Here is a 21,683-nt window from a genome sequence, read left to right on the forward strand (position 1 = left end):
GCAGCCTCGGGCCATACTGGCCCGAAGTCGGGGCGGTCTGAATGGGCCGCCCCTTTCTCATGGAAAGGAGGAATGATTTTTGGCTACCACAACTTTGTTACAGCGCCATGCGGGCGAAGGCGAAACGATTGCTGAGGCTATCCGGGATTGTCTGGACTATGGCAAGGACCCGGAGAAAACAGAAAGCGGAAAGTATATCTCCGCTTATGAATGTGATCCGGCCACCGTGGCGGACGAGTTCCTTTTGGCAAAGGCCAGCTATGCCGCTATGACGGGCCGGGAACAGAAGAAAGAAAATAATGTGCTGTGCTATCAGATACGACAATCCTTCTATCCGGGCGAGATCACCCCGAAGGAGGCGAACCGTATCGGCTATGAGCTGGCTATGCGCTGGACAAAGGGGCGGCACGCTTTTATCGTTACCACGCACACCGATAAGCAGCACATCCATTGTCACATTTATTACAACTCCACCACCCTTGACTGCACCCGGAAATTCCGAAATTTTTGGGGCTCCAGCTTCGCCCTTCGGCGGCTCTCTGACAAGCTGTGCCTTGAAAACGGGCTGTCCATCGTGGAGAACCCGAAGCCCCGGAGCAAGGGCAAGTATCGGAACTATGGGGAGTGGCAGAAAGACCGGAAAGGGCCGCTTTCCTATCAGGACCGACTGCGCCTTGCCATTGATACCGCACTGGCCGAACGCCCCGCCGATCTGGATGAATTTCTCAATTTGATGAAGCGGGCCGGGTATGAGGTCAAGACGGTTCGGGGCGGCGGTATCAGCTTCCGGCTGACCGGGCAGGGACAGGAACGCTTCACCCGTCTGCGTGCCTCCACGCTGGGGGACGGCTACGACTTGCAAGATGTTCTGTCCGCCATTGAGGGCAAAGAAAAACGCCCCGGGCGCTCGGAGCGGAAAATCAGTCTGGCGGTGGATATTCAAGCAAAGCTGGCTGCCGGTAAGGGGCCGGGATATGAACGCTGGGCGAAGGTATTTAACATTAAGCAGATGGCCGCCGCTCTTGCCTATATACAGGACAATAACCTGACCGATTATGAGCAGTTGGCGAAGAAAGCCACCGAGGCGGCAGACCGTTTCCATGTTATTTCCGAACAGGTCAAGCAGACGGAACAGGCCATGAAAACCAATGCCGGGCTAAAGGCCGCAACGGTTCAGTATGCCAAAACCCGCCAAGTCTTTGAGCAGTATAAGGCGACGAAGTACAGCCGGAAATTCCTTGCGGAGCATGAGGCCGACCTTGAACTGTACCGGGCTGCACAAGCGGAAATGCGCTCTCTGCTGGGCGGGGCGAAGCTCCCTAAAATGGATGTGCTGAAGGAAGAAGGTCGTAAGCTCACAGCAAAGAAAAAACAGCTCTATGGAGAATATCAAAAGGCACGACGGGATATGCAGGAGATTGTCACGATCAAAGCGAACATTGACACTCTGATGGGCTACACCGAACCGGGAAGAAAGCAGGAAAAGGAGCGTTAAGGTTATGAAAACAAGGAGCAAAGCGACGCTGACACTTCGGGCCATGTTGGCCCGAAGATACGGGTTTGGGGCGAGCCCCAACAAGCCGCCTTTGTGCCACTTGTGGCCACAGAGGCATTGCTTGCCACTTAGCGACAGCCCCTAAAATGGCGCAAAAAAACAGAGGCCCTTATTCTGGAACCTCCGTTTCTCTGGCTTTCTTAATGCCCTCGGCTGTGGCTTCTATTACAACAAGCTCTTTTTCATTCATAGAATTTAGGAGCACATCAATGTGCTTTCTGCAAGAGCTTAACCTTGCCCCTCCGTCCGCATGAATAAACTGGTCAACTGAAACGTCAAACATGGTAATGAGTTTAACAAAAAGGTCGAAACTGGGATACTGACCTTTGTTCTCAATATTCATAATGGTACGGGAGTCACGGTCTACTAATTCCGCAACATAGGCTTGTGTCCATCCCTTTTCTTCTCTGGCTCGTTTGAGAGCCGCCCCGAGGCCGTGAAAGTCAAACCTTCTTTCTTCTTGGTCCATTCTCATATCACCCTATATCATTGTACATTTCGGGTCGGATTATGAGAATGTAATGAGATTTTACACAAGGTAGTATTTCATTTCATCAATATGCAGCCTCCAACTTGTATTGTTCGAGATAAAGAACTATAATATACTCTGTGGAGGTGCGAAATGGACTATATGACATTGAAAGAGGCCGCCGAGAAGTGGGGCGTGACACCTCGTAGGGTAAATTATTATTGCGCCGGAGGGCGCATCCCCGGCGCTGTGAAGATGGCTGGTGTTTGGCTGATCCCAAAGAACACAGAAAAGCCGATTGACGGAAGGACAAAACAAGGGAAGGAGTTGCGCCATGAATAAAATCCTGATTATAGATGATGACAGAGAACTGTGTGCTTTGATTAAACGCAGCGTACAAGCAGAAAACATAGAAGCTGATTTTTGTAATACTGGAAAAGAGGGTTTACAGAAATTAAAAGAGCAGGAATACCAGCTTGTAGTGCTGGATGTGATGATGCCCGGTATGGATGGCTTTGAAACGCTGGAAGAAATCCGCAAAGAGAACAGCCTGCCGATTTTGATGTTCACATCCAAAAATGACAGCATTTCTAAAGTGCGGGGCTTACGAGCCGGGGCGGACGATTATCTGACAAAACCGTTTGATATGGACGAACTGATTGCCCGTATTGCGTCCCTCATTCGCCGCTACACCCGTTTTAATCATCAAGCCGGAGCTGTGCAAAAACTGGATTTTGATGGATTGCAAATTGACCTTGAAAATCGTTCTGTTACTACATCAAACGGCACTTTTGAACTGCCCCCAAAGGAATTTGATTTGCTCCTGTACTGTGCAAAACATCAAGGGAAAATTTTGACCAAACAGCAGATTTATGAGGAAGTATGGGGCGAAGAATATTTCTATGATGACAGTAACATTATGGCGATTATCAGCCGACTTCGTAAAAAATTAGAAGTCAATCCTTCAAGCCCAAAGTATATACAAACGGTCAAAGGGATTGGCTACCGGTTTAATAAGGAGGTGTAGTCAGCATGGAAATTATCGTATTCTTGTCCATTGTGATTGCTGTTGTGGCTGTATTGACTTCCATCGTTCTCGTTCGGCGTGTAAAAAAACAAATAGCAGAAATGACCGATGTGCTGGTTGATGTGAAAAACGGAAATGGCAACCGGCGTATTCTATCTGCAACAAATGAACTGACAGCACCTCTTGCCTATGAAATCAATGAGATCGTTGTGGCCTATGAAAGCAGACTTTCAACTGTACGGCAGACAGAAGAAACCAACCGCCAGCTTATGACGAGCCTTTCCCATGACGTGCGAACGCCCCTTACTACTCTGCTTGGGTATCTTGACGCTGCACACAAAGGACTGGTCACAGGAAAAGACCGGGATGATTATATTGAAACCGCCCGCCGGAAAGCCCATGATCTGAAAGAATATATTGATGTGCTCTTTGACTGGTTCAAGTTAAATTCCAACGAGTTTGCTTTAGAAATCCAGAGCGTTGAGGCCGCAGAGCTGACAAGAAATATCCTGATTGACTGGATACCGATTTTTGAGGATAAACAGGTTGAGTATGACATTGATATTCCTGAACAGCCTGTCCGGGTAAGATTGGATATGGATAGCTATATGAGGATCATCAATAACCTTATTCAAAATGTAATCGCTCACAGCCATGCGGACAAAATCAAAATTTCCCTATCGAAGAAGGAAAATAACATGGAGCTGCTGCTGGCGGATAATGGAGTGGGAATTGAGAAGGAAGATTTGAAACACATTTTTGAACGGCTCTATAAGTGTGACAAAGGACGGTCTGAAAAAGGAAGCGGTCTTGGTCTTTCTATTGTCCATCAGCTTGTAGAAAAGATGGATGGGAATATAACAGTTGAAAGTTTGCCGGGAAAAGGAACTGAATTTATGTTGCTTTTTCCTTTGGAGAGTTAAGCGGGCTCCCGTCTTTATGGCGGGAGCCTTTGTCATTTTACTGGATTTCAAATTGCAAGGTTAATGCAAGGTTGCGGCAAGGTTAATGCAAGGTTGGCATGATAGAATACCTTACAGAACAGGAGGTTTTGAATATGGATACAAATTATATCATTGAAACAAAAAATCTGACGAAGCAATACGGCTCACAAAAGAGTGTGGCTGACTTAAATATCCATGTGAAGCGTGGGAGAATTTACGGTCTGCTGGGCAGAAACGGAGCCGGAAAAACCACTACCATGAAAATGCTGTTGGGCTTAACGAAGCCGACTTCCGGGGAGGTCAAAATCTGGGGAAAGTCTTTGCAAGGGAATGAAAAGAAGTTGCTGCCCCGTATCGGAAGCCTGATTGAGTCCCCCGGTTTTTATCCCAATCTGACCGGCACAGAGAACCTGCGTATCTTTGCTACTCTGCGGGGCGTACCAAACAATCATGCTATCAAAGATGCTCTGGATCTGGTAGGACTGCCCTACAAAGATAAAAAGCTCTTTTCACAGTATTCTCTTGGTATGAAGCAGCGGCTTGCCATCGCCCTTGCCGTTATGCACGATCCGGAGCTTTTGATTTTGGATGAGCCGATCAACGGCCTCGATCCCATCGGTATTGCAGAAGTACGCTCCTTTATTCGGGAGCTTTGCGACGCAAGAGGAAAAACTATTTTGATTTCCAGTCACATTCTTTCGGAGATTTCCTTGCTGGCTGACGATATTGGAATTATTGACCACGGTGCATTGCTGGAAGAAGAAAGCCTTGCTGAGTTGGAGCAAAAAAGCAGTAAACATATCCGGTTTACGCTCTCTGATACTGCACAGGCGGCAAGAATTTTGGAACGCAATTTCCATGAAACCCATTTTTCCATACAAGACGACCACAATCTGCGCCTGCACAACCTTGATCTGTCTGTGGGGAAAATTGTAACTGCTTTTGTAGAAAACGGATTGGAGGTATCAGAAGCACATACCTGTGAAGAAAGTCTTGAAGATTACTTCAAGCGTGTGACAGGGGGCGAAGGAATTGCTTAAACTAATCAAATGCGAATTTTTGAAATTGAAACGGAAGAAATTTATTCCGCTGATTATTTTGGCTGCGTTCCTGTTTCCAATCCCGCTGACTTATCTGATGACAACGCCCTCTATGATGGAGCGATATACGGATCGGGCAGATGCTTTCGATGGACTATTTAACATGGTGTTGGGATATGGTATCCAGTTTTTACTGCCCTGCATTATCGGAGTGATTGCCGCTATTCTGTTTTTTATGGAACGCGACAACGATACATTCAAAAATCTGCGTACAATTCCCGTAACCAGCACGCAAATGGTACTTGCAAAGATTATTGTCCTTTTTATCTTTGGAATTGTTTTTTGCGTGGCTTCTACCATTGCAACAATTCTTTGCGGAATTGGAACATTAGAAGTTTATGGAATTGGTTATAAGCTGTTTTTGGCGGTTGAAACGGGGATCTTCATTACGGCAGGAACACTCCCGTTGATTGTCCTTGTTGTCTTTTTCAGTAAGACCTATGTTTTTTCCATTTTGTTGTGTGTCTTTTACAGCGTTCTGAACATGAGTGCTACGGCATTGTTTGACACACTGCCTAAAACTATGTTATGGCTTCTGCCCACGCCACTGACTACATTTTGGAGTGCGGGAGATATGGCGGCTCATGGAATAAAAATGGACTTGGAGCAAATGACAGGGCTAATTCCTTCAACATTTCAAGTTGTATTCATTCTTGGGATTATGGCATTCGTTTCGTTCTTACTGATTGACAGATTATATAAGCAGAGGGGGGAATAAACATGGTTCGCATTGTAAAAACAGAATTTTATAAATTGAAAAGGTATCATATCCTTTGGGCGGGCGTTGCACTCATGCTCCTATCCGTCCTGCTGACCTTGTTTACCTCTATGGCGAATGATGGTTCCGTTTGGGATTTCGCCTATCTTACAGAACAGGTCATCAAAAACAATATGTCCATGATTTTTCCGATGTGTATCAGCCTAATTGCTGGATATATGATTTCTCGTGAGCAGACGGATGACACATTGAAAAATATTCTGACTGTGCCGATTTCTTTTAAGAAACTGTTGACCGGAAAATTGATTGTGTGCGGCGTATTGTCTATTATTTTCGGGCTGATATGCAGTCTGTTTACAATCATAGCAGAAATGATTGTGGGATTTCCCGGCTTTGAGATTTCCTTAGCTCTAAAAGCAACCTTGCAGATTACTGCGGTTAATTTCTTTTTATATCTTGCGGTTCTGCCGATTATCGCTCTTACTTGTCGGAGGGCAGGCAGCTTTTTAGTCGGTGTAATCATTGCTTTTGTCTATGGATATGGAGGGATGTTTGCCGCAGGAAATATGACATTAGCAAACCTTTATCCGATTACCGCAAGTCTTGGAATGGTAGGCTACCGTAGCTATGATACCGCAGTCAACTGGAATATCGGAACCTGTTCTTGCAGTCTTGCGCTTGCTGTCGTTATTTCTGCCATCTTGATTTTGTGCATGAAAGAACGAGAAGCAACCCAAACAAAGAAAAAGGCCAAAAAGGTAGCTCCAAAGAAAGGCTGGTGATGATTTTATGAAGAAAATAGTTTTAGCATTGGCATTTGTCCTTTTGGGAAGTTTTATGCTTTCTGACTGTTCAAAAGATGAAATTCTCGATCATTATAATAATATCGTTCAGTCTGCTGGTTCCATAGCACTTACCGGAAATTCATCCTTACAAGGTACGAAAGAAAAAGGAATTGATGATTATACAGGAAGCTATACAGCCAACTATGAGGATTTTTCAGATACAGAGTATTTGTTCGGCGGAACTTCCATAAAGCGTGAAGCGGGTAAGGATCTGTCTATTGACTGCGCGCTGGAGGTTACGGATGGAACTGCAAAAGTATTTTGGATTTCTGGAGCTGATGAAGAAGTCACTTTGCTTGAAACAACCGGAACATATAGTGATACAATTACACTCCCTGAAGGTGGAAACTATATCGGCATTGAATGTGAAAATTTCACTGGAAGCATTGAATTGAATATGGAGTAACATTCTGCCGGACGACGGCAAAAGAAAAAAAACCGTCGTAAAGCAGACACATTTCCACGCGCCTATGAAGCGGCGGCTTTGATTTGCAGAGCCGCCGTTTCTTTGCGTTTGCACAAACCAATGACGACTTGCAGGGACACGGTAGCCGATTGGAGGTTATTTCGCCGTGTCCTTTTCTCTTTTTCGCAGTATCCATGATCTGCACCAGTTAAAAAAAGCGTAACTCCCCCTCCGGGACAGTCTGGTTATGAATGTGAAATCAGACGATACATAAATGAATGTGTAATTTCATGCGTCCGTGTGGCTTCATGCCGCCCGGGCGCTTTTGTGTTCTTATGTGGCTGCTTCGGGTCATGTTGGCCCGAAGTCATTCCCCGGTGCCGCTCCCCGCCGCCTTCGTTTCGGTCACTCGTCAACCAACAACCGAAACGGAGGTCAATATGGCTATTATCAATTTGCGGGACTATTACCCATTCTATACATCGGATTGCTTCATGGAAGTATCGGAAGAAGTTGCAGAAATGTTCAAAGAGTTTGATCGTAAAGAGGCTGCCTACCGGCTGCGTACATACCGCCACAAAGCCTATTATTCCCTTGATCGGGATGACGGGCTGGAGCATGAAGCTGTCTTTGTCGCCTTATCTCCCCATGAACTGTATGAGCGGAAAGTGACCATGCAGGAGCTTCATGCGGCGATTGCCAGTCTGCCGGACAAACAGGCAAAACGGATTTACGCTCATTTCATTCTCGGCATGACCAAACAGGATATTGCCCGGGCAGAGGGCGTCCATGAAAAAGTGGTTCGTGTCGCAATCGAGCGAGGTCTGCGGCACTTAGAAAAAATTTTGAAAAATTCTTTGTAAGGCGTACCGATTTAGGCCGGAAAATGAAATGGCTTATGAGAGGCAAAACACTTCGGGTCACAATGGCCCGAGGTTCAGACAAGCCTCATGCAGATTGAAAATTGAATAAAAAGACACCCGGATACGAAGGGAAACGCGCTGTGTGACAGACCCGCCATGACCTCGGATTTCAAAGAATACAGTCTTTGTAAAACTGAGCGAGCGAACAGGTCCATGCCATAGGTGGGGCAAGGCTGGCTCCACCGGAACAGGCGCAGAACCCGGATACTTGCGTTTAGTCACAGTCCGAGCGTTGAAGCGGCCTTGCAAGCCGTGAGCCGTCGCAGGCAATGAGAACGCCTTGCCATCAGAATGGGGAGAGTTGAAATACTATGGGGCATGAAGCCTATGCCCGTCCGGTGTGTCTGAAATGAAGTGAAAACCTATGGGGAGCCCCCGGCAATGCTGTCTGATGATAGGCCAACCGATCCGGCGTGGCTCCCCATCTTTTCAAAAAAGGAGCACTTTATGGGAAATGCGTTTGGAATGATCCCCGGCTTGGAACCGGACGAATGGAGCAATGACGCCTGCCGTGGTTATGTCATTATGGCAATGGAGGACTGCGGATTTTCAAAGAAGGATATACGGCGTGTTGTGGGGCAGCTTTATGAAGTATTCGACCTCAACAGCGTGGAGGACGCCAAAGAAAAGTACCTTTCCAGTCCTTACTGACCTCGGGCCACATTGACCCGAAGTGGAGAAAGCTCAAAGGGCGGCACCTGCTGGGTGCCGTCTTTTGACATTTCCCCACGGGACAAGTGGGAAAGGCTGGCATATACACGCACTTTCGCAAAGGAGGTTTTCAATGACGCAAGCTGTCACTTATGAACGAGAAACAAAGTCTGTCGCATTTCAAGGGAAGATCATTGTGCTGGAAAGCCTCACGCCGGTACTTCCCCCGAAGGAGAAAGAACAGCGCAAAAAAGAAATTGAGCGTTGTCTTTACGAGGTGTTCAGCAAATATAGGGACAGATTTTCCTAATCATTCGCAACATTGTTGTCCGGGGCTGCTGATGGTATAATATAGTTGTAAGGTTGGTAGCTCCATTCCAACAAGGAAAGGAGCCCAATATGGAATTTATCAGAGAAGATTGTATTTACGCAAGACAGTCAGTAGACCGCAAGGACAGTATCAGCATTGAAAGTCAAATCGACTTTTGCAAGTATGAATTGAAAGGCGGGAGCTGCCGGGTATTCAAGGACAAAGGCTATTCCGGTAAGAACACGGACAGACCGGAGTTTCAAAAGCTGCTGGGCGAGATCCGCAAGGGAAAGGTCCGGCGGGTCATCGTGTACAAACTGGACCGTATAAGCCGCTCTATTCTGGACTTTGCAACGATGATGGAGCTGTTTCAAGAGTACGATGTGGAGTTTGTATCCTCCACGGAAAAGTTTGATACTTCGACCCCGATGGGCCGGGCCATGCTGAATATCTGCATTGTATTCGCCCAGCTTGAACGTGAGACAATTCAGAAGCGTGTCACAGACGCCTACTATTCCCGGTGCCTGAAAGGCTTTCACATGAGCGGACAGGCACCATACGGTTATCAGTTAGAGCCTACTGTGGTAGAGGGTATCCGCACAAAGAAAATGGTTGCCGACCCCGTAGCCGCCGACCATGTTCGGCTGATGTTTGAAATGTACGCTGAACCGGAAACCTCCTTCGGAGATATTACCCGATACTTCGAGGAACATGACATAAAAATTTATGGCAAATCCATGTTCCGTACATTTCTTTCCCAGCTTTTAAGAAACCCCGTTTACGCACAGGCCGATTTGGAGCTGTACGAATTTTTCAAGAGCCAGGGCGCAGCGATTGTCAATGACGCTTCCGACTTTGCCGGAACAAACGGCTGCTATCTCTATCAGGGGCGGGATGTGAAGGAGGACAAGGACAGGTGCTTAAAAGACCAGATACTTGTTATCGCTCCCCATGAAGCACTCATTTCCTCTGACACATGGCTGAAATGCCGGAAAAAACTTATGGCAAATACCACCTTCCAGCAGGGACGGAAACCGAAAAATACTTGGCTGGCCGGAAAAATCAAATGCGGGCATTGTGGGTATGCGCTGAAAGCCACCCATGTACCAAACAGCACCGGATATTTCCGCTGTACCAAACGGACGGAAAACAAAGGCTGTCCGGGCTGCGGGAAAATCCGCAAAGAAGAATTTGAGCAATTCATTTTCTCGGCCATGCAGGAAAAGTTCAAAGACTTTCAGATACTCCACGGTAGAGAGGAAAAAGTCAATCCGAAACTGACCGCCTATCAAGTGGAGCTGGCACAGGTGGAGGCAGAAATTGAAAAGCTGCTGGATACGCTGACCGGAGCCAATGCGACCTTGCTTTCCTACGCCAACAAAAAAATTGAAGAACTGGACACCCGACGCCAGACCATTTCAAAGGCAATCGCCGAATTGAGTGTTGAAACCATATCGCCCCAGCAGATAAAGAAGTTATCCTATTATCTCGACAACTGGGACAGCATAGATTTTGACGACAAAAGAAAAGCCGCCGATGGTTTGATCTCTACAATCAAGGCCACCAGCGACCGTGTTCAGATAGAGTGGAAAATCTGACATTTCCGCTCTATCGCCCCTCATTTCTATTTTATCTTGTTTGTACCCCTTGTACACCGATGTTTCCAGTTCTTCAGAAAAAAGTTGTTCCGCGTAATCGACAGCAAAAACCGACTCATCAAAACGTGCCGAAATTAAATCTCGAAAGAATCTTCCCCATTCAGAGTTATCTCTATCTAGCACTGTTTCCTCAAATATTTTATATGGTGTACTTAGGTTTTCTCCAACCTTAAAAGCTGTACTATTACTTCTACAAAGAATTGCGACCTGATTATTTCTCACTATTCCATATTTATCTTTTATTTGGTTAAGGTATTTATCTATTGCCGCAGCAATGCTCCTCTCATCTCCTGAAATATCGACTTTAAAAACCCTTTTCTCTCTAGGCACTGTTTTTGATGCACCAAAAAGACACAGTGAGTATTCCGATATACTCGGATGACATCTATGATTTTTACTAAGTTCAAAGCGAGCAAAGTCATCTCTTTTCATCAGAGCAATCAGATATTTTGGGAATCGTTTTGTAAAACCATATATTGCTTGATTTATATCTCCCACAGCAATTCCTGTTAATCCACTCTCAACAAGCTTTATAAAGACCTTATCTTGTATCTCACCGCAATCTTGGTACTCGTCGATAATAATATGAGAATATCTAGCCTTGATATATTGCATCGCACCTGGCACATTCTCTAATATGTACAATGCAGTTTCACCAGTATATTTTAGAAAGATTTTACCTTCTTGTAACCCTTCAACCAGAATGCTCTCTTTCTTTGAGGAAAAAGGCTCTTCTAATAACAGTGCATACTTGCTACTCTCATCTATGTTATCAACAATCTCATATTCTGTAATATTCCCCGTAACATGGCTTGAAAAAGGAATAATAATTTGTGAAATATAAAACTTGTCAATAGTGCCAAAAAAAGATTGCTTCGTATCTGCACACCTTTGCTTACACCTTCTTTTTAGTTCATCACTTGCCTTATTAGTAAATGAAATTGCAATTACTCCTTTATATTCTGGCAAATCTGGAATCACTCTGGCAATCTTTTCGACTATTGTATATGTCTTTCCAGATCCCGGCTTAGCAGTAATCACAATATTGCCCTTCTGTTGAAGTATCTTACTTTGTTCTTCAGTTGGTTCTTTCACCATTGTCCGGTCTTGTCCTTTCCGTTGTAATACGAATCAAGCTTGTCAGAGGCTCTACAATTTTGCTCTCTTCAAGACAAGAAAGTTCTTTATGGTTTTTAGTCAAGAATTCCATCATATTTTCTGCTTTTTTCTTTTGCATTGCGTTTACGAGATCATCATGATCCCTTTTTCCATAGTGGTTCATCAGCGTATCTTTTAATTCACTACTGGCAAGATCATTTTCGAGATCCACATCAGATAAAAAGATTCCTAAATCTTTGATATTTGTCCTAATATATTCATTCAACTTTTTAGCCTCTTCGGGAATTTCAGCATCTTTTGGCCATTCATTTTCTTTGCTATGCTGATTCCAATATTCAATCAATCCAGTTTTATTATCACCAATATCTTTAACAATCCCAATTCCTCGTGATATTCCAGCATAATATTTTTTTACCGGAGTAACACTTGTTTTTGAAAATATGTCGTTATCAGTTCTCAGAACCCACGAAATATTTAGCGCATTGCAAATAGCCACATAAGGTTTAAATCCTACTCCCTCAACCGAAAGAATTGATATATTATGCCTGTCCAAATCAAGTTTCAGCTCTCTTGCCAGTGCTGTGTAAAACAACACCTCCGAAGTTCCCTCAACAAGAAAGACTCCATCTGAGAAAAATGTTTCCGCTGACAAAGCGTTCAGCCTATATCCAAAATCATCAAATACACTTTTTAGTAATTCACTGCAACCACCACAAGAAGCAAACGAGTACTTATTTTCTGAATATAATCTCACAATACTTGCAGGCTCAAATTTAGATGCAATATGGGGAGAATGTGTTGTTATTAAAATTTGCTCGTCAAAACTATTCTGAATATACGCCGATAATTTTCGTTGCTGATGTGGATGAAGGTGTGCTTCAGGTTCTTCAATCGCATAAAAAGTAACATGGTCAATGTTGTTTTGCAAATGTTGTTTTGCTATCCATGTCGCGAGGAATATTTGATTATTGCGTCCATCTCCACCTATCGATAACGGAGTATCTCCTGTGGAATATGCGAGAACCAAGTTATCAAGCATTTTATCAGCTTTACTTTCTCCCGCAACAAATCGGACTGCTTGATCTTCATTATGAACAGACAGTTCCCCTAATTCACGATTTACCTGTGCAAGTGATGTAGAAATGTATTGTAACGAACTTATACTCTCATTGATTTTATCCAAACTATTTTGAATCTCATTAATTTTTTGACTGTCTGACGCCGTTGCTTCTTCGGAAAGCTTTTCCTTTGCAATCTGAAGTATCTTGATTTTCTCACGGCTCAAAAAAGAAAAAAGATTGCGATTTGTGTCAACATATTGCATGTTTAATCTCTTAATATATTGTCTTGTTTGAAGTTCAGACAATGTAGAGACATCATACCCCGTCAAAATTTTATATGTACCATTTTTTTGATTCGTATATCTTATAACCACTTTTCCATCTTTGACGGCACTTCCAAATGTACTTAACAAGCAATCTTCTGTTACTTCGCATAGATATGCTGTTATTTCAATAGTATCTGTACCAGAATAAGCATTATAGTCGCTTTCTGTCAATTCTAAATCATGTTCACTAATTGTTTTGTCAAATAAAATTCTTAGAGCGTATAGGAGATTAGACTTTCCCACATCATTTGCTCCGATAATAAGTGTTTTTTTCTGGAATATGACTTCTGTATCATCAAAATTACGGAAGCCTTTAATGCGAACCTTTTCCAATCTCATAATTTTCTCTCCTAACTCCCTAATCTTTTTCTATTGGGAAGCCCATAAGCATCATCTTTTCTCTCTGCCCAGATGGGAAAGCCCATTCATGAAACTCATCGCGTTCTGACAATCTACTCCTCTTTATTAAATTATGTCGCAACACTGAAATCAACTCGTAGGCCTCTCCAGTAACTTTAATAATCTCATCAATATCCAACGAGTGAAGTGAATAGTGAAGCATGTTAGAATCATTATATAAATCTCTTAAACACCCTTGTGTTTCTGGTGTCAGAGTAAATATTAATGCAGCCGGTGTAGTATTATTCTTAATTTTGATTGGGCGATTATCAAATGTTTGCAGTACTCCTTTTGTCAATGTTTCTCCATTTCTATACCTGCCATATCTTAATCCTACTGCCAATCCATGCTTATATTGACAATAATCTTGATAATGCTCTTTATGAAAAGAAACTAAATCTGTCAAATATGTCTGCATTCTCAAAACTGCTATTCTATATTCTATGTAGCAATCTTGATGATCTGCCCATGTCAAACTATCATCCAAATCAAAATATGGAAGAAAAAACTCTCCCAAAAATTTTGATGGATCATTTGTCTTAAAATTCCAAATATATCGCTTAACATCTGTAGCATTATAATTTACAACATTCTTCACAAAAGTATCTATATTTTTTGATAACATAAGAAACGAGAACAAATCCTCTATTGCTTGTTCCGCATGACTTAATGCTTCAAATATCCACCCTATACGAACTTCGTTTTTTATTTGTTCATGTTCCACAATAGACAATGGTTGGTTTTCTCCCGTTATATCACTATAGAAATCATCTAAATTGAGTATCAACTTTTTAATAGATTCTACTGCAACAATATGCCAAGCTAAATATTGACTATCAAGATATTGATACATCTGGGCTTTCCCTGCTTCAAATTTTTCTTTTTCTGTTAGTTTTTTCATTTTTACATCCCATAATCTCAAAAACACCAACGCATCAGTAACCAAGCTGTTCTTATTACACTATCTTGAGAGAAACCAACTTTCGGACGATTCAATGCACTCACCAAATTGTCGATTTTGATTTCATACCACTTATAGTAGCATATTCACCATTGTTTTTATGTTATATTTTCATAATACCATAAATCATCGTCGACATCAAGGCAACATTTGTTGACATTTACCATATTATTTCAATATTCGAATGGGTTCATGTGCAATTTTCGACATTGTAATTTGCTTTTTCTGACATGAAATCACTCTAACAGAATAAAACACTCGCCTAGTCGAGAAGAATTCTCTTATCTAGGCGAGTGTTACTTTTTAACTATCAAAGTTTTCCCTTGCTAATTTTATACCGAAGCCAGTCCTCTGCGTATTCGCTACTGTTCAGAATCAAGTTCAGTACTTTGTTTCCTTCTTCTGTATTCATTTCTTCCGGGATGTCATCTTTAAACATCGAAAAAATATTATCCTGTCGCTCTTTCGGTGTCGGATGATCTTGATAGACAATCTTTTTCCCTTTTAGTTCAGAATACACATCAAACAAGCGAAACATTTCAAATAGTATTATCGGTGATAAATATTGATCTTCCCAAAACACTTGTAGTTCTTCTGGCACTTCGTTTTTCTTCTGCTGCATTATTAAATTTATCAGCAAACGATAGGCATACTGATCTGCTCTTAATTCTGTATCCTTTCCATTTCGATCTTCTGGATGAATAGCATGATATAACTCATGTCCTATCAAAAAAGTCCAAATAGTCCAGTAGTTATCCATTGCTGTATGCATCAAGTTTTCTGGGAGAAGAGACATTTCATAAAGCTGCGTTTCATTATGTGTCCCAATTTCTCTTTTTCCATTCTGCAAATCTTCCAGAACGTAAAAGTTCTTCATGCAACGAGTTACATTCTCCTCGCTTCTATTATTCTCAAGTGAGTACATTGTGAAAAGAAACGATATAAGTGTATATTCCAGCAGTTCATCTACAACAACGACTTTTGTACCATTTGCATGAAAAGCGTTCATATTCCTTATATATCGAGGAATATATTGAACTGGCTCATCAATTTTTAAAGCCTTGAGAACCAATCCTAGCATTTTCTCATCAACATAATCTTCTTCCTCGTATAAGATAATCCAGTTCTGACCTCTGCGCCATGGTCACGTCCAATCCATCCTCGACCCCAGTGCAGTCAATGGAGATCATTCTCCCATCCCGGAGCAGCAGCTCCACGCAGCCGGTGTCCATGTTGAATTTGCAGGTTCTTTCATCGTACTTCATACTCGTGTCCTTTCTACCTTACGGCACTCTTGCAGTGGTCTGTCGTGCTTTCTTATGATAAAGTCTGGGACGCTTTTCGATGGAAGCAAGGGATTCGTTCTGTTTTCCGAAGAACACAAAAAATCCGAACCCTTCTCCTATCGAAAAAAAGTTCGGATTTTGTTGTTGTGGTGCACCTCCAGGGACTCGAACCCTGGGCCCACTGATTAAGAGAAACCAACGTGCAACAATCGTCAATTTCCAGAGTTGCGTAAAATCGTTATTTTTATCGTTTCACCGTAAATTTGCATTTTGCATCTGCTGCATTCTTTGCACCTGTTATCCCCTCTTGCATCCGTTATCCAGCCGTTCCGGTGTGCAAAAAGTGTGCAAAAATGTGCAGAGCCAAAATCAGCTCCTTAAACAGGCATTGAGTTTTTATGCAAAGCCGGAAAAACGGCCGGGTTCAAGCTCGACACGGCAGCTACAATCTTGCCTGTTCAGACTAAGCATCAAATGTACATCAACAACTACGATTCATGGCAGGGATTTGGACAACTGCGATCTCTTATAAATCCAAAGCAGCTCTTTCTATGTGGACTTTTCTGGGTGGAAACACCTAAAAGGTTCACATTTTTTATTTTACCGGCAGCCAGACCGTTGTTTTTGCCCCGCAGGGGGTGTTCTGCCCGAACACTGCCGTGCCGCCATGGGCGGCGGCGATCTGCTGCACTACATACAGGCCAAGGATATGAGGCGCATTTTCGGCAGGCTCCGCAGCGTTCAGTGCCACCAGAACGGCAGCCGGATAGCCAATACCGTCATCTGCCACGGTCAGGCAGAAGCGCTCCCCTACCTGCCGGGTGTGCACGGTAATGTTCACCGGCTTTGGGTTATGCCGGACGCTGTTGTTCAGCAGATTTTCCAGCAGCCGTGCCAGCAGCGCCTCATCCACCGAAAGCACTGTCTGCTCTGCTGGTTCTTCCTGTTCCAGTGTGACCTCGCAGCGCTCTGCCAGCGGGCTTTCGCAAAACTGCGCCACCAGCTGCCGGAACAGCGGCCCTGCCCGGAGGTCTTTCCGGCGCAGGGGTTGGGCACCGTATTCCAGCTTACTGGTCAGGTTCAGGTCATCAATGAGGGTGCGCAGCTTTTCGCACTGGGTGCGGATTCCGGTCGCTTTCTGCCGGGAGCTGTCCGGCAAAAGCGTATCCTGTTCCAACTGCTCCGCCCAGCCTAAGATCAGAGCCAGCGGGGTGCGCACGTCATGGCTGACCCCTGCGATCCACTGGGTGCGGGCGTTGTCCCGCCGGGAAAGCATCTCATTTTTGGCTTGCAGCTGCGCCCCGGTCTGGTTCAGCTTTTCTGCCAGTTCCCCGGCAAAACCGTCGGTAGGCAGCCGGACGGTCTGCCCCTGCGCCAGTGCATCCAGACCGTTTGCCACGGTCTCCAGCCGCTTTGCCCCCCGCCAGCTCAACCAGAAGCAGAGAACCAGACCCAGCAGCAGCATTCCCAGCGCTGCCGCCGGGAGCACCCGCACCATGCTCAGGGCAAAGTCCGGTGAGCTGTAAATGCTGTACTTCCACAGGCTCCCCTTTGGCAGCCCGATGACGAACAGTCCATAGGGTTCTGTCCAGCAGAACACCGGGTAATCCGCCAGATACCAGCGGGCAAATTTGGCGATATCGCCGGGAGTGTAGGCATGGTTCAGATCCTGCGGCAGGCCGTAGCTCCAGCGGATGTTTCCCACATCGTCCAGCACCATCGCCCACTCGTAGCCATTCATCCATTCCTGCGGGGTGCGTTCTGCCCCAAAGGCAAGCCCTTCTGCCGTTTCCACCATGGAATCCGCGATTTCGCTGGAGGAGTACTCCCGCTGCGGCAAGCGGCAACTCTCCTGCCAACCCAGCCAGCACAGCACTGCAACACCGGAAAACAACAACAGCAGAACGATGCCCACCGCCGCCAGCACATACCGCCGAATCAGGCGCACAAAGGTTTTCATGCTTCTTCCCCCTTTGTCAGCTTATAGCCAATGCCCCGCACCGTCCGCAGAAACTGCGGTGCACCGGGTTCGGCTTCCAGCTTCTCCCGCAGATGCCGGATATGTACCCCCAGACTGTTCTCGTAGCCATAGTAATCTGCGCCCCAGACCGCCGCACAAAGAGCATCGTAGGTAACGATGTGTCCCCGGTTCTCTGCCAATTTCCGCAGCAGCGCCAGCTCGGTAGCGGTCAGCGTCAGTGTTTTGCCCTCCGGCAGGGTAACAATGGCATCATTCAGGTCTACGCACCGCTCCCCCAGCTGCAAAGGTGCCGGTTTTGTACGGGACAGCTCTGCCCGGTACGCCCGCTGCAAAATATGCTGCACCCGCAGCAGCAGCTCCTGCATCAGAAAAGGCTTGGTCAGGTAGTCATCTGCGCCAAGACCCAGCCCGAACAGACGGTCGGCATCCGCATCCCGTGCGGAGAGGAACAGCGCCGGGACATCCGCTTTTGCCCGCAGCGCCCGGAACAGCGAAAATCCATCCCCATCCGGCAGGTTGATATCCAAAATCATCAGCTCCGGCTGCTCTGCCGCAACACAGGCGCGGGCAGCGGCGCAGCTTTGGGCCGTCCTGATATGGCCATATCCTGCGCCCCGCAGCTGCTCACACAGCAGTGCCAGCAGCTCGGCGTTGTCGTCCACGATGAGAAGCTTTGCATCATAAATGGTATCCATAAGGGCAGTTCTCCTTTCCCGCCTTTACTATACCACACTTTTTGCGCCGCAGCGGAAAACACCTGCAAATTTAAGGGGAATTTAAGCTGGCCTTCCGGTCAGTTTAAGGCAGCGGGTGTATTCTGGCATCGTTCCGAAAACCATGAATGCGAAAGGAGACCATTTATGAAACCTGTGATTGAGACCCATGCCCTTTGCAAAAGCTACCATGGCCGTCCGGTGGTGGATCATTTGAACCTGACTGTCCCGGAGGGCTGTGTTTACGGATTTTTAGGCCCTAACGGTGCGGGCAAATCCACCACCATGAAGATGCTGCTGGGGCTTGTACACCCCACCGGCGGCAGTGTGGAACTGCTGGGACACACCCTGAACGAAGCAAACCGCATTGCCCTGCTGCGGCAGACCGGCAGCCTGATCGAATCCCCCTCCGGTTACCTGCACCTGACCGCCCGGGAAAACCTTTCCATCGTGGCTGACTTGAAAGACGTGGACCGGAAAGACATCAGCCGGGTGCTGGAGATCGTGCACCTGACCAAAGACGCCGACCGTAAGGTGGGGCAGTATTCCCTTGGCATGAAGCAGCGGCTGGGCATTGCCATGGCGCTGCTGGGCAGCCCCAAACTGCTGATCTTGGACGAACCTACGAATGGTCTGGACCCGGCGGGTATTCAGGAGATGCGCAGTCTGATTGCTTCCATGCCCCAGACCACCGGAGCCACCGTGCTGATCTCCAGCCACCTGCTGGGCGAGATCGAGCAGATGGTGGATCAGGTGGGCATCCTGAACCACGGCAGGCTGCTGTTCGAGGGTTCTCTGCAGCAACTGCAAAAGCACAGCCGGGGCGGCATTCTGCTGCGGGTGCTGGACGCACCCAAAGCCGCAGCCGTCCTGCAGCAGCAGGGAGTAAAAGCCGCTGCACCGGCAGACCAGCCGGACACCCTGCAGCTTCCCCCGCTGCCGGACGAAGCGCTAGCGGCACTGGTCTGTACCCTTGCCGAAAGCGGCGTGGGTGTGGTTGGCCTGACGGCACAGACAAAGAGCCTTGAGGATATCTTCCTCAGCCTGACCCAGACCAGCGGGGAGGTGGCGTAAGATGGCAGCTTTCCGTGCAGAACTGCAAAAAGCCCACCGTAGGCATGACCTTGCTCTCTGCCTGCTCATCCCCGGCATTGTCGTGCTATGGGTGGGCGGCCTTGCCCCGGCAGACCCGGAGGAGCTTGCCAACGGTTACAGCGCCCTGCTTTACAGCCTGCCCGTCATTGAAGCCATTCTGATGCCGGTGATGATGGCAGTGCTGGCCTCCCGGCTGTGGGATATGGAGATCAAAGGCAACACCGCCAAGCTGCTCTACACCCTGCAGAGCCGCCGCAGCCTGTTTGCAAGCAAGGCGGTCTTTGGGGTGCTGGAGGTGCTGTTGGTCACGGTGCTGGAGCTGGCCTGTGTTCCGGTGCTGGGGCGTGTCCATGGTTATACCGAAGCCTTTCCCACTGGGCAGCTATGCTATCTGTTCGTCTGCACGCTGACTGTGGACACAATGCTCTTCTTTGGAGAATTTCTGCTGATGTTGTGGGTAGGCAATCCCCTGCCGGCGCTCTGCGTGGGCATCGTAGGGGCGCTGGTGGGGCTGTTCTCTGCTTTTATGCCGCCGCTTGCCAGTTATTTTGTGCCCTTTGGGTACTACATCCCTCTGAGCGCCTACGAAGTGGCGAACTGGGACAAGGCCACCCACACCGTCACCTACGGCACCCGCCCCTTCAACTGGGGGCTGCTGGCCTTTACCCTTGCGCTGGGCGCAGTACTGTTTGCCCTTGCGTGGCGCAAGGTACAGGACGAGGAGGTATAAAACCATGCTGAAACGCTGTATTCTTGCGGAGAACCGCAAACTCCACGCATCCCCCATCTGGGCAATGTTCTTTGTGCTGCCCATTCTTTCGGCCACCTACGGTACTTTCAATTATCTGCAAAATCTTGAGATCCTCACCGACGGCTGGTACAGCCTGTGGACCCAGCACACCCTGTTTTATTCCATGCTTTTCTTCCCTGCCATGGTCGCCACCTATGCTGCCTACTTGTGGCGGCTGGAACATCTGGGGCACAACTGGAACCTGATCATGGCAAGCCCCGTACCGCCGCTGGACCTGTTTGCCGCAAAGTTTGCGGTGGTGACAAAGCTGGCGCTGCTGACCCACGGCTTTGTGTTCGCGCTGTTCGTGTTCTGCGGCAAGGTATTTGCCCACCTGCCCGGGCTGCCGCCGGTCACCTTACCTCTGTTTTTACTGCGGGGACTGCTGGGTGCGTTGGCTGTCATTGCCGCACAGCTGGTGCTGGCCATGGTCATCCGCAGCTTTGCTGTGCCCATTTTTCTGGGGCTTCTGGGCGGCATTACCGGCATCTTTATCAGCTCCAAGGGGCATGGGCTGTTGTGGCCCTATTCCCTGATGCAACTCGGTATGAACTCCAACAAAAGTGCGGATGCTCTGGCTGGCAGCTACGGGCTGTTTGCCTTCAGCTGCATCTTCTGGCTGGGGACGATGTTCCTTCTGGCATGGCTGCTTTTGCGCCGGGAGGATGTGCGGGCATAAAATAGAAATCTGCGTATCTGCTCCTGTCAAGAGGGCTGGCACCGTCCAGCCCTCTCTCTTTTTGCCAAAGTTTCCCTCGTTTTTTCTTGCAAGCTGCCGAAATCAGCACATCTTCAAAGTTTTTTGTTGACACACTGCGATTTTTGTGGTAATCTATCCCAACAATTGAATATAACATATTTTTACATATTCGTTCAGACCCTGCGGGGCTGAACATTTTGGCTTTCAGCCGTTACATAACCGACTAGCATGACCTTCCAGAAAAAGCGAAGGCAGGGCTGGTCTGTTTTGTGACGGCTTTTTTGTTGCCGTTTTGCCCGCGTTGGACCTTGAAAACCGCATGACCGTCTGCATGGGATACCCGGCGATGACCCCCAAGTGGGAAAGCCGGAAAACGCCGCCGGAAGGGGGCAGGAACACCATGCAGGGAGAACGGCAATTCACCTCATGTGGTCAAAATGAGCACATGAGGTGAAACGGACGTTTATCTACTCGTTGCGGCAGGAGAAATCAATGTAGACAAATTGTCCACATTGATTTGCCGTAACCCAAAGGACGTTTATCCACCTGTTGCAGCAGAGAAAATCCATGTGGCCAAATTGACCACATGGATAAGCCGCAGCACCGAAGAAAGGATGTGTGCCTATGGGAAACAACTTTACCCCCG

Annotated in this window: 21 protein-coding genes and 2 pseudogenes; 15 read left to right on the plus strand and 8 right to left on the minus strand. The window is 46.8% G+C overall.

Annotation, left to right across the window (positions count from 1 at the left end; translation table 11 throughout):
• Positions 1-79: 79 nt before the first annotated feature.
• Positions 80-1,495 carry a relaxase/mobilization nuclease domain-containing protein gene (locus DWV57_RS13140; protein ID WP_120021006.1) on the plus strand — a complete coding sequence of 472 codons (1,416 nt, stop codon included), beginning with the start codon at positions 80-82 and terminating at the stop codon, positions 1,493-1,495.
• 169 nt (positions 1,496-1,664) lie between these two features.
• Here DWV57_RS13140 and DWV57_RS13145 read toward each other — a convergent pair whose 3' ends face one another.
• On the minus strand, positions 1,665-2,030 hold the full coding sequence (locus DWV57_RS13145; protein ID WP_207666266.1) for a helix-turn-helix transcriptional regulator: 366 nt from the start codon (positions 2,028-2,030) through the stop codon (positions 1,665-1,667).
• A 147-nt stretch (positions 2,031-2,177) separates the two neighbouring features.
• On the opposite strand from DWV57_RS13145, the gene DWV57_RS13150 reads away from it, so the two are divergent.
• The 11 genes from DWV57_RS13150 to DWV57_RS13195 all read left to right on the plus strand — a co-directional run bounded on the left by DWV57_RS13150 (position 2,178) and on the right by DWV57_RS13195 (position 10,546).
• Positions 2,178-2,366, plus strand: a complete 189-nt coding sequence (locus DWV57_RS13150) for a helix-turn-helix domain-containing protein (protein ID WP_014080236.1) — start codon at positions 2,178-2,180, stop codon at positions 2,364-2,366.
• Complete coding sequence (locus tag DWV57_RS13155) at positions 2,359-3,051, plus strand: response regulator transcription factor (RefSeq protein WP_120021008.1); 693 nt, start codon at positions 2,359-2,361, stop codon at positions 3,049-3,051. The genes DWV57_RS13150 and DWV57_RS13155 overlap by 8 nt, the downstream gene beginning before the upstream one ends.
• A 5-nt stretch (positions 3,052-3,056) precedes the next feature.
• Positions 3,057-3,974, plus strand: a complete 918-nt coding sequence (locus tag DWV57_RS13160; protein ID WP_117476074.1) for a HAMP domain-containing sensor histidine kinase — start codon at positions 3,057-3,059, stop codon at positions 3,972-3,974.
• 134 nt (positions 3,975-4,108) lie between these two features.
• A complete protein-coding gene (locus DWV57_RS13165) occupies positions 4,109-5,035 on the plus strand; it encodes an ABC transporter ATP-binding protein (protein ID WP_117476073.1) in 927 nt (308 codons plus the stop codon).
• A complete protein-coding gene (locus tag DWV57_RS13170; protein ID WP_024738632.1) occupies positions 5,028-5,813 on the plus strand; it encodes an ABC transporter permease in 786 nt (261 codons plus the stop codon). Before DWV57_RS13165 ends, DWV57_RS13170 begins: the two co-directional genes overlap by 8 nt.
• A gap of 2 nt (positions 5,814-5,815) precedes the next feature.
• A complete protein-coding gene (locus tag DWV57_RS13175; protein ID WP_055186327.1) occupies positions 5,816-6,595 on the plus strand; it encodes an ABC transporter permease in 780 nt (259 codons plus the stop codon).
• Positions 6,596-6,602: 7 nt separating this feature from the next.
• Entirely contained in the window at positions 6,603-7,064 is a 462-nt protein-coding gene (locus tag DWV57_RS13180) for a hypothetical protein (protein WP_120021009.1), read from the plus strand.
• A gap of 440 nt (positions 7,065-7,504) precedes the next feature.
• A complete protein-coding gene (locus tag DWV57_RS13185; RefSeq protein WP_015553874.1) occupies positions 7,505-7,927 on the plus strand; it encodes a sigma factor-like helix-turn-helix DNA-binding protein in 423 nt (140 codons plus the stop codon).
• A gap of 507 nt (positions 7,928-8,434) precedes the next feature.
• Entirely contained in the window at positions 8,435-8,638 is a 204-nt protein-coding gene (locus tag DWV57_RS13190) for a hypothetical protein (protein WP_117851693.1), read from the plus strand.
• Positions 8,639-8,771: 133 nt separating this feature from the next.
• Positions 8,772-8,948 (plus strand): hypothetical protein, encoded by a 177-nt coding sequence (locus tag DWV57_RS14600; protein WP_165853706.1) that lies wholly within the window; start codon positions 8,772-8,774, stop codon positions 8,946-8,948.
• Positions 8,949-9,037: 89 nt separating this feature from the next.
• Positions 9,038-10,546, plus strand: coding sequence for a recombinase family protein (locus DWV57_RS13195; protein ID WP_120021010.1), 1,509 nt, complete (start codon positions 9,038-9,040; stop codon positions 10,544-10,546).
• Positions 10,547-11,077: 531 nt separating this feature from the next.
• Here DWV57_RS13195 and DWV57_RS14845 read toward each other — a convergent pair.
• From DWV57_RS14845 to DWV57_RS13230, 7 genes and pseudogenes are all read right to left on the minus strand, one after another.
• Positions 11,078-11,704: pseudogene (locus tag DWV57_RS14845) on the minus strand (UvrD-helicase domain-containing protein); the annotation flags it as partial.
• Entirely contained in the window at positions 11,685-13,451 is a 1,767-nt protein-coding gene (locus tag DWV57_RS13205; RefSeq protein WP_118528315.1) for an AAA family ATPase, read from the minus strand. The gene DWV57_RS13205 and the pseudogene DWV57_RS14845, both read right to left, overlap by 20 nt.
• 19 nt (positions 13,452-13,470) lie before the next feature.
• The gene (locus DWV57_RS13210) at positions 13,471-14,412 is read right to left on the minus strand and encodes a hypothetical protein (protein ID WP_118528317.1); all 942 of its coding nucleotides are present in this window, start codon (positions 14,410-14,412) and stop codon (positions 13,471-13,473) included.
• Between the two features lie 370 nt (positions 14,413-14,782).
• On the minus strand, positions 14,783-15,349 hold the full coding sequence (locus DWV57_RS13215; RefSeq protein ID WP_133303650.1) for a hypothetical protein: 567 nt from the start codon (positions 15,347-15,349) through the stop codon (positions 14,783-14,785).
• Between the two features lie 232 nt (positions 15,350-15,581).
• Positions 15,582-15,737: pseudogene (locus DWV57_RS14605) on the minus strand (DUF6061 family protein); the annotation flags it as partial.
• A gap of 616 nt (positions 15,738-16,353) precedes the next feature.
• The gene (locus tag DWV57_RS13225) at positions 16,354-17,718 is read right to left on the minus strand and encodes a HAMP domain-containing sensor histidine kinase (protein WP_120021014.1); all 1,365 of its coding nucleotides are present in this window, start codon (positions 17,716-17,718) and stop codon (positions 16,354-16,356) included.
• The gene (locus DWV57_RS13230; protein ID WP_120021015.1) at positions 17,715-18,434 is read right to left on the minus strand and encodes a response regulator transcription factor; all 720 of its coding nucleotides are present in this window, start codon (positions 18,432-18,434) and stop codon (positions 17,715-17,717) included. The genes DWV57_RS13225 and DWV57_RS13230 overlap by 4 nt, the downstream gene beginning before the upstream one ends.
• A 165-nt stretch (positions 18,435-18,599) precedes the next feature.
• On the opposite strand from DWV57_RS13230, the gene DWV57_RS13235 reads away from it, so the two are divergent.
• From DWV57_RS13235 to DWV57_RS13245, 3 genes are read left to right on the plus strand one after another with little or no spacing between them, the layout of a single operon-like run.
• Positions 18,600-19,526: an ABC transporter ATP-binding protein gene (locus DWV57_RS13235; RefSeq protein ID WP_120021016.1), complete on the plus strand. Its 927-nt coding sequence runs from the start codon at positions 18,600-18,602 to the stop codon at positions 19,524-19,526.
• A 1-nt stretch (position 19,527) separates the two neighbouring features.
• A complete protein-coding gene (locus tag DWV57_RS13240; RefSeq protein ID WP_120021017.1) occupies positions 19,528-20,277 on the plus strand; it encodes an ABC transporter permease in 750 nt (249 codons plus the stop codon).
• Between the two features lie 4 nt (positions 20,278-20,281).
• Positions 20,282-21,016, plus strand: a complete 735-nt coding sequence (locus DWV57_RS13245; protein ID WP_097779986.1) for an ABC transporter permease — start codon at positions 20,282-20,284, stop codon at positions 21,014-21,016.
• The last annotated feature ends 667 nt before the right edge of the window (positions 21,017-21,683 follow it).

Origin of the sequence: Faecalibacterium sp. AF10-46 (assembly GCF_003604105.1) — a bacterium.
In the GTDB taxonomy this organism is placed as follows: Bacteria; Bacillota; Clostridia; order Oscillospirales; family Ruminococcaceae; genus Faecalibacterium; species Faecalibacterium taiwanense.

Bases quoted from the DNA above. Each gene is read 5' to 3' on its own strand.
- DWV57_RS13230 (WP_120021015.1), bottom strand. From the start codon at position 18,434: ATGGATACCATTTATGATGCAAAGCTTCTCATCGTGGACGACAACGCC.
- DWV57_RS13215 (WP_133303650.1), bottom strand. From the start codon at position 15,349: ATGAAGAACTTTTACGTTCTGGAAGATTTGCAGAATGGAAAAAGAGAA.
- DWV57_RS13210 (WP_118528317.1), bottom strand. From the start codon at position 14,412: ATGAAAAAACTAACAGAAAAAGAAAAATTTGAAGCAGGGAAAGCCCAG.
- DWV57_RS13165 (WP_117476073.1), top strand. From the start codon at position 4,109: ATGGATACAAATTATATCATTGAAACAAAAAATCTGACGAAGCAATAC.
- DWV57_RS14600 (WP_165853706.1), top strand. From the start codon at position 8,772: ATGACGCAAGCTGTCACTTATGAACGAGAAACAAAGTCTGTCGCATTT.
- DWV57_RS13160 (WP_117476074.1), top strand. From the start codon at position 3,057: ATGGAAATTATCGTATTCTTGTCCATTGTGATTGCTGTTGTGGCTGTA.
- DWV57_RS13245 (WP_097779986.1), top strand. From the start codon at position 20,282: ATGCTGAAACGCTGTATTCTTGCGGAGAACCGCAAACTCCACGCATCC.
- DWV57_RS13225 (WP_120021014.1), bottom strand. From the start codon at position 17,718: ATGAAAACCTTTGTGCGCCTGATTCGGCGGTATGTGCTGGCGGCGGTG.
- DWV57_RS13195 (WP_120021010.1), top strand. From the start codon at position 9,038: ATGGAATTTATCAGAGAAGATTGTATTTACGCAAGACAGTCAGTAGAC.
- DWV57_RS13150 (WP_014080236.1), top strand. From the start codon at position 2,178: ATGGACTATATGACATTGAAAGAGGCCGCCGAGAAGTGGGGCGTGACA.
- DWV57_RS13175 (WP_055186327.1), top strand. From the start codon at position 5,816: ATGGTTCGCATTGTAAAAACAGAATTTTATAAATTGAAAAGGTATCAT.
- DWV57_RS13185 (WP_015553874.1), top strand. From the start codon at position 7,505: ATGGCTATTATCAATTTGCGGGACTATTACCCATTCTATACATCGGAT.
- DWV57_RS13145 (WP_207666266.1), bottom strand. From the start codon at position 2,030: ATGAGAATGGACCAAGAAGAAAGAAGGTTTGACTTTCACGGCCTCGGG.
- DWV57_RS13155 (WP_120021008.1), top strand. From the start codon at position 2,359: ATGAATAAAATCCTGATTATAGATGATGACAGAGAACTGTGTGCTTTG.
- DWV57_RS13180 (WP_120021009.1), top strand. From the start codon at position 6,603: ATGAAGAAAATAGTTTTAGCATTGGCATTTGTCCTTTTGGGAAGTTTT.
- DWV57_RS13205 (WP_118528315.1), bottom strand. From the start codon at position 13,451: ATGAGATTGGAAAAGGTTCGCATTAAAGGCTTCCGTAATTTTGATGAT.
- DWV57_RS13240 (WP_120021017.1), top strand. From the start codon at position 19,528: ATGGCAGCTTTCCGTGCAGAACTGCAAAAAGCCCACCGTAGGCATGAC.
- DWV57_RS13235 (WP_120021016.1), top strand. From the start codon at position 18,600: ATGAAACCTGTGATTGAGACCCATGCCCTTTGCAAAAGCTACCATGGC.
- DWV57_RS13190 (WP_117851693.1), top strand. From the start codon at position 8,435: ATGGGAAATGCGTTTGGAATGATCCCCGGCTTGGAACCGGACGAATGG.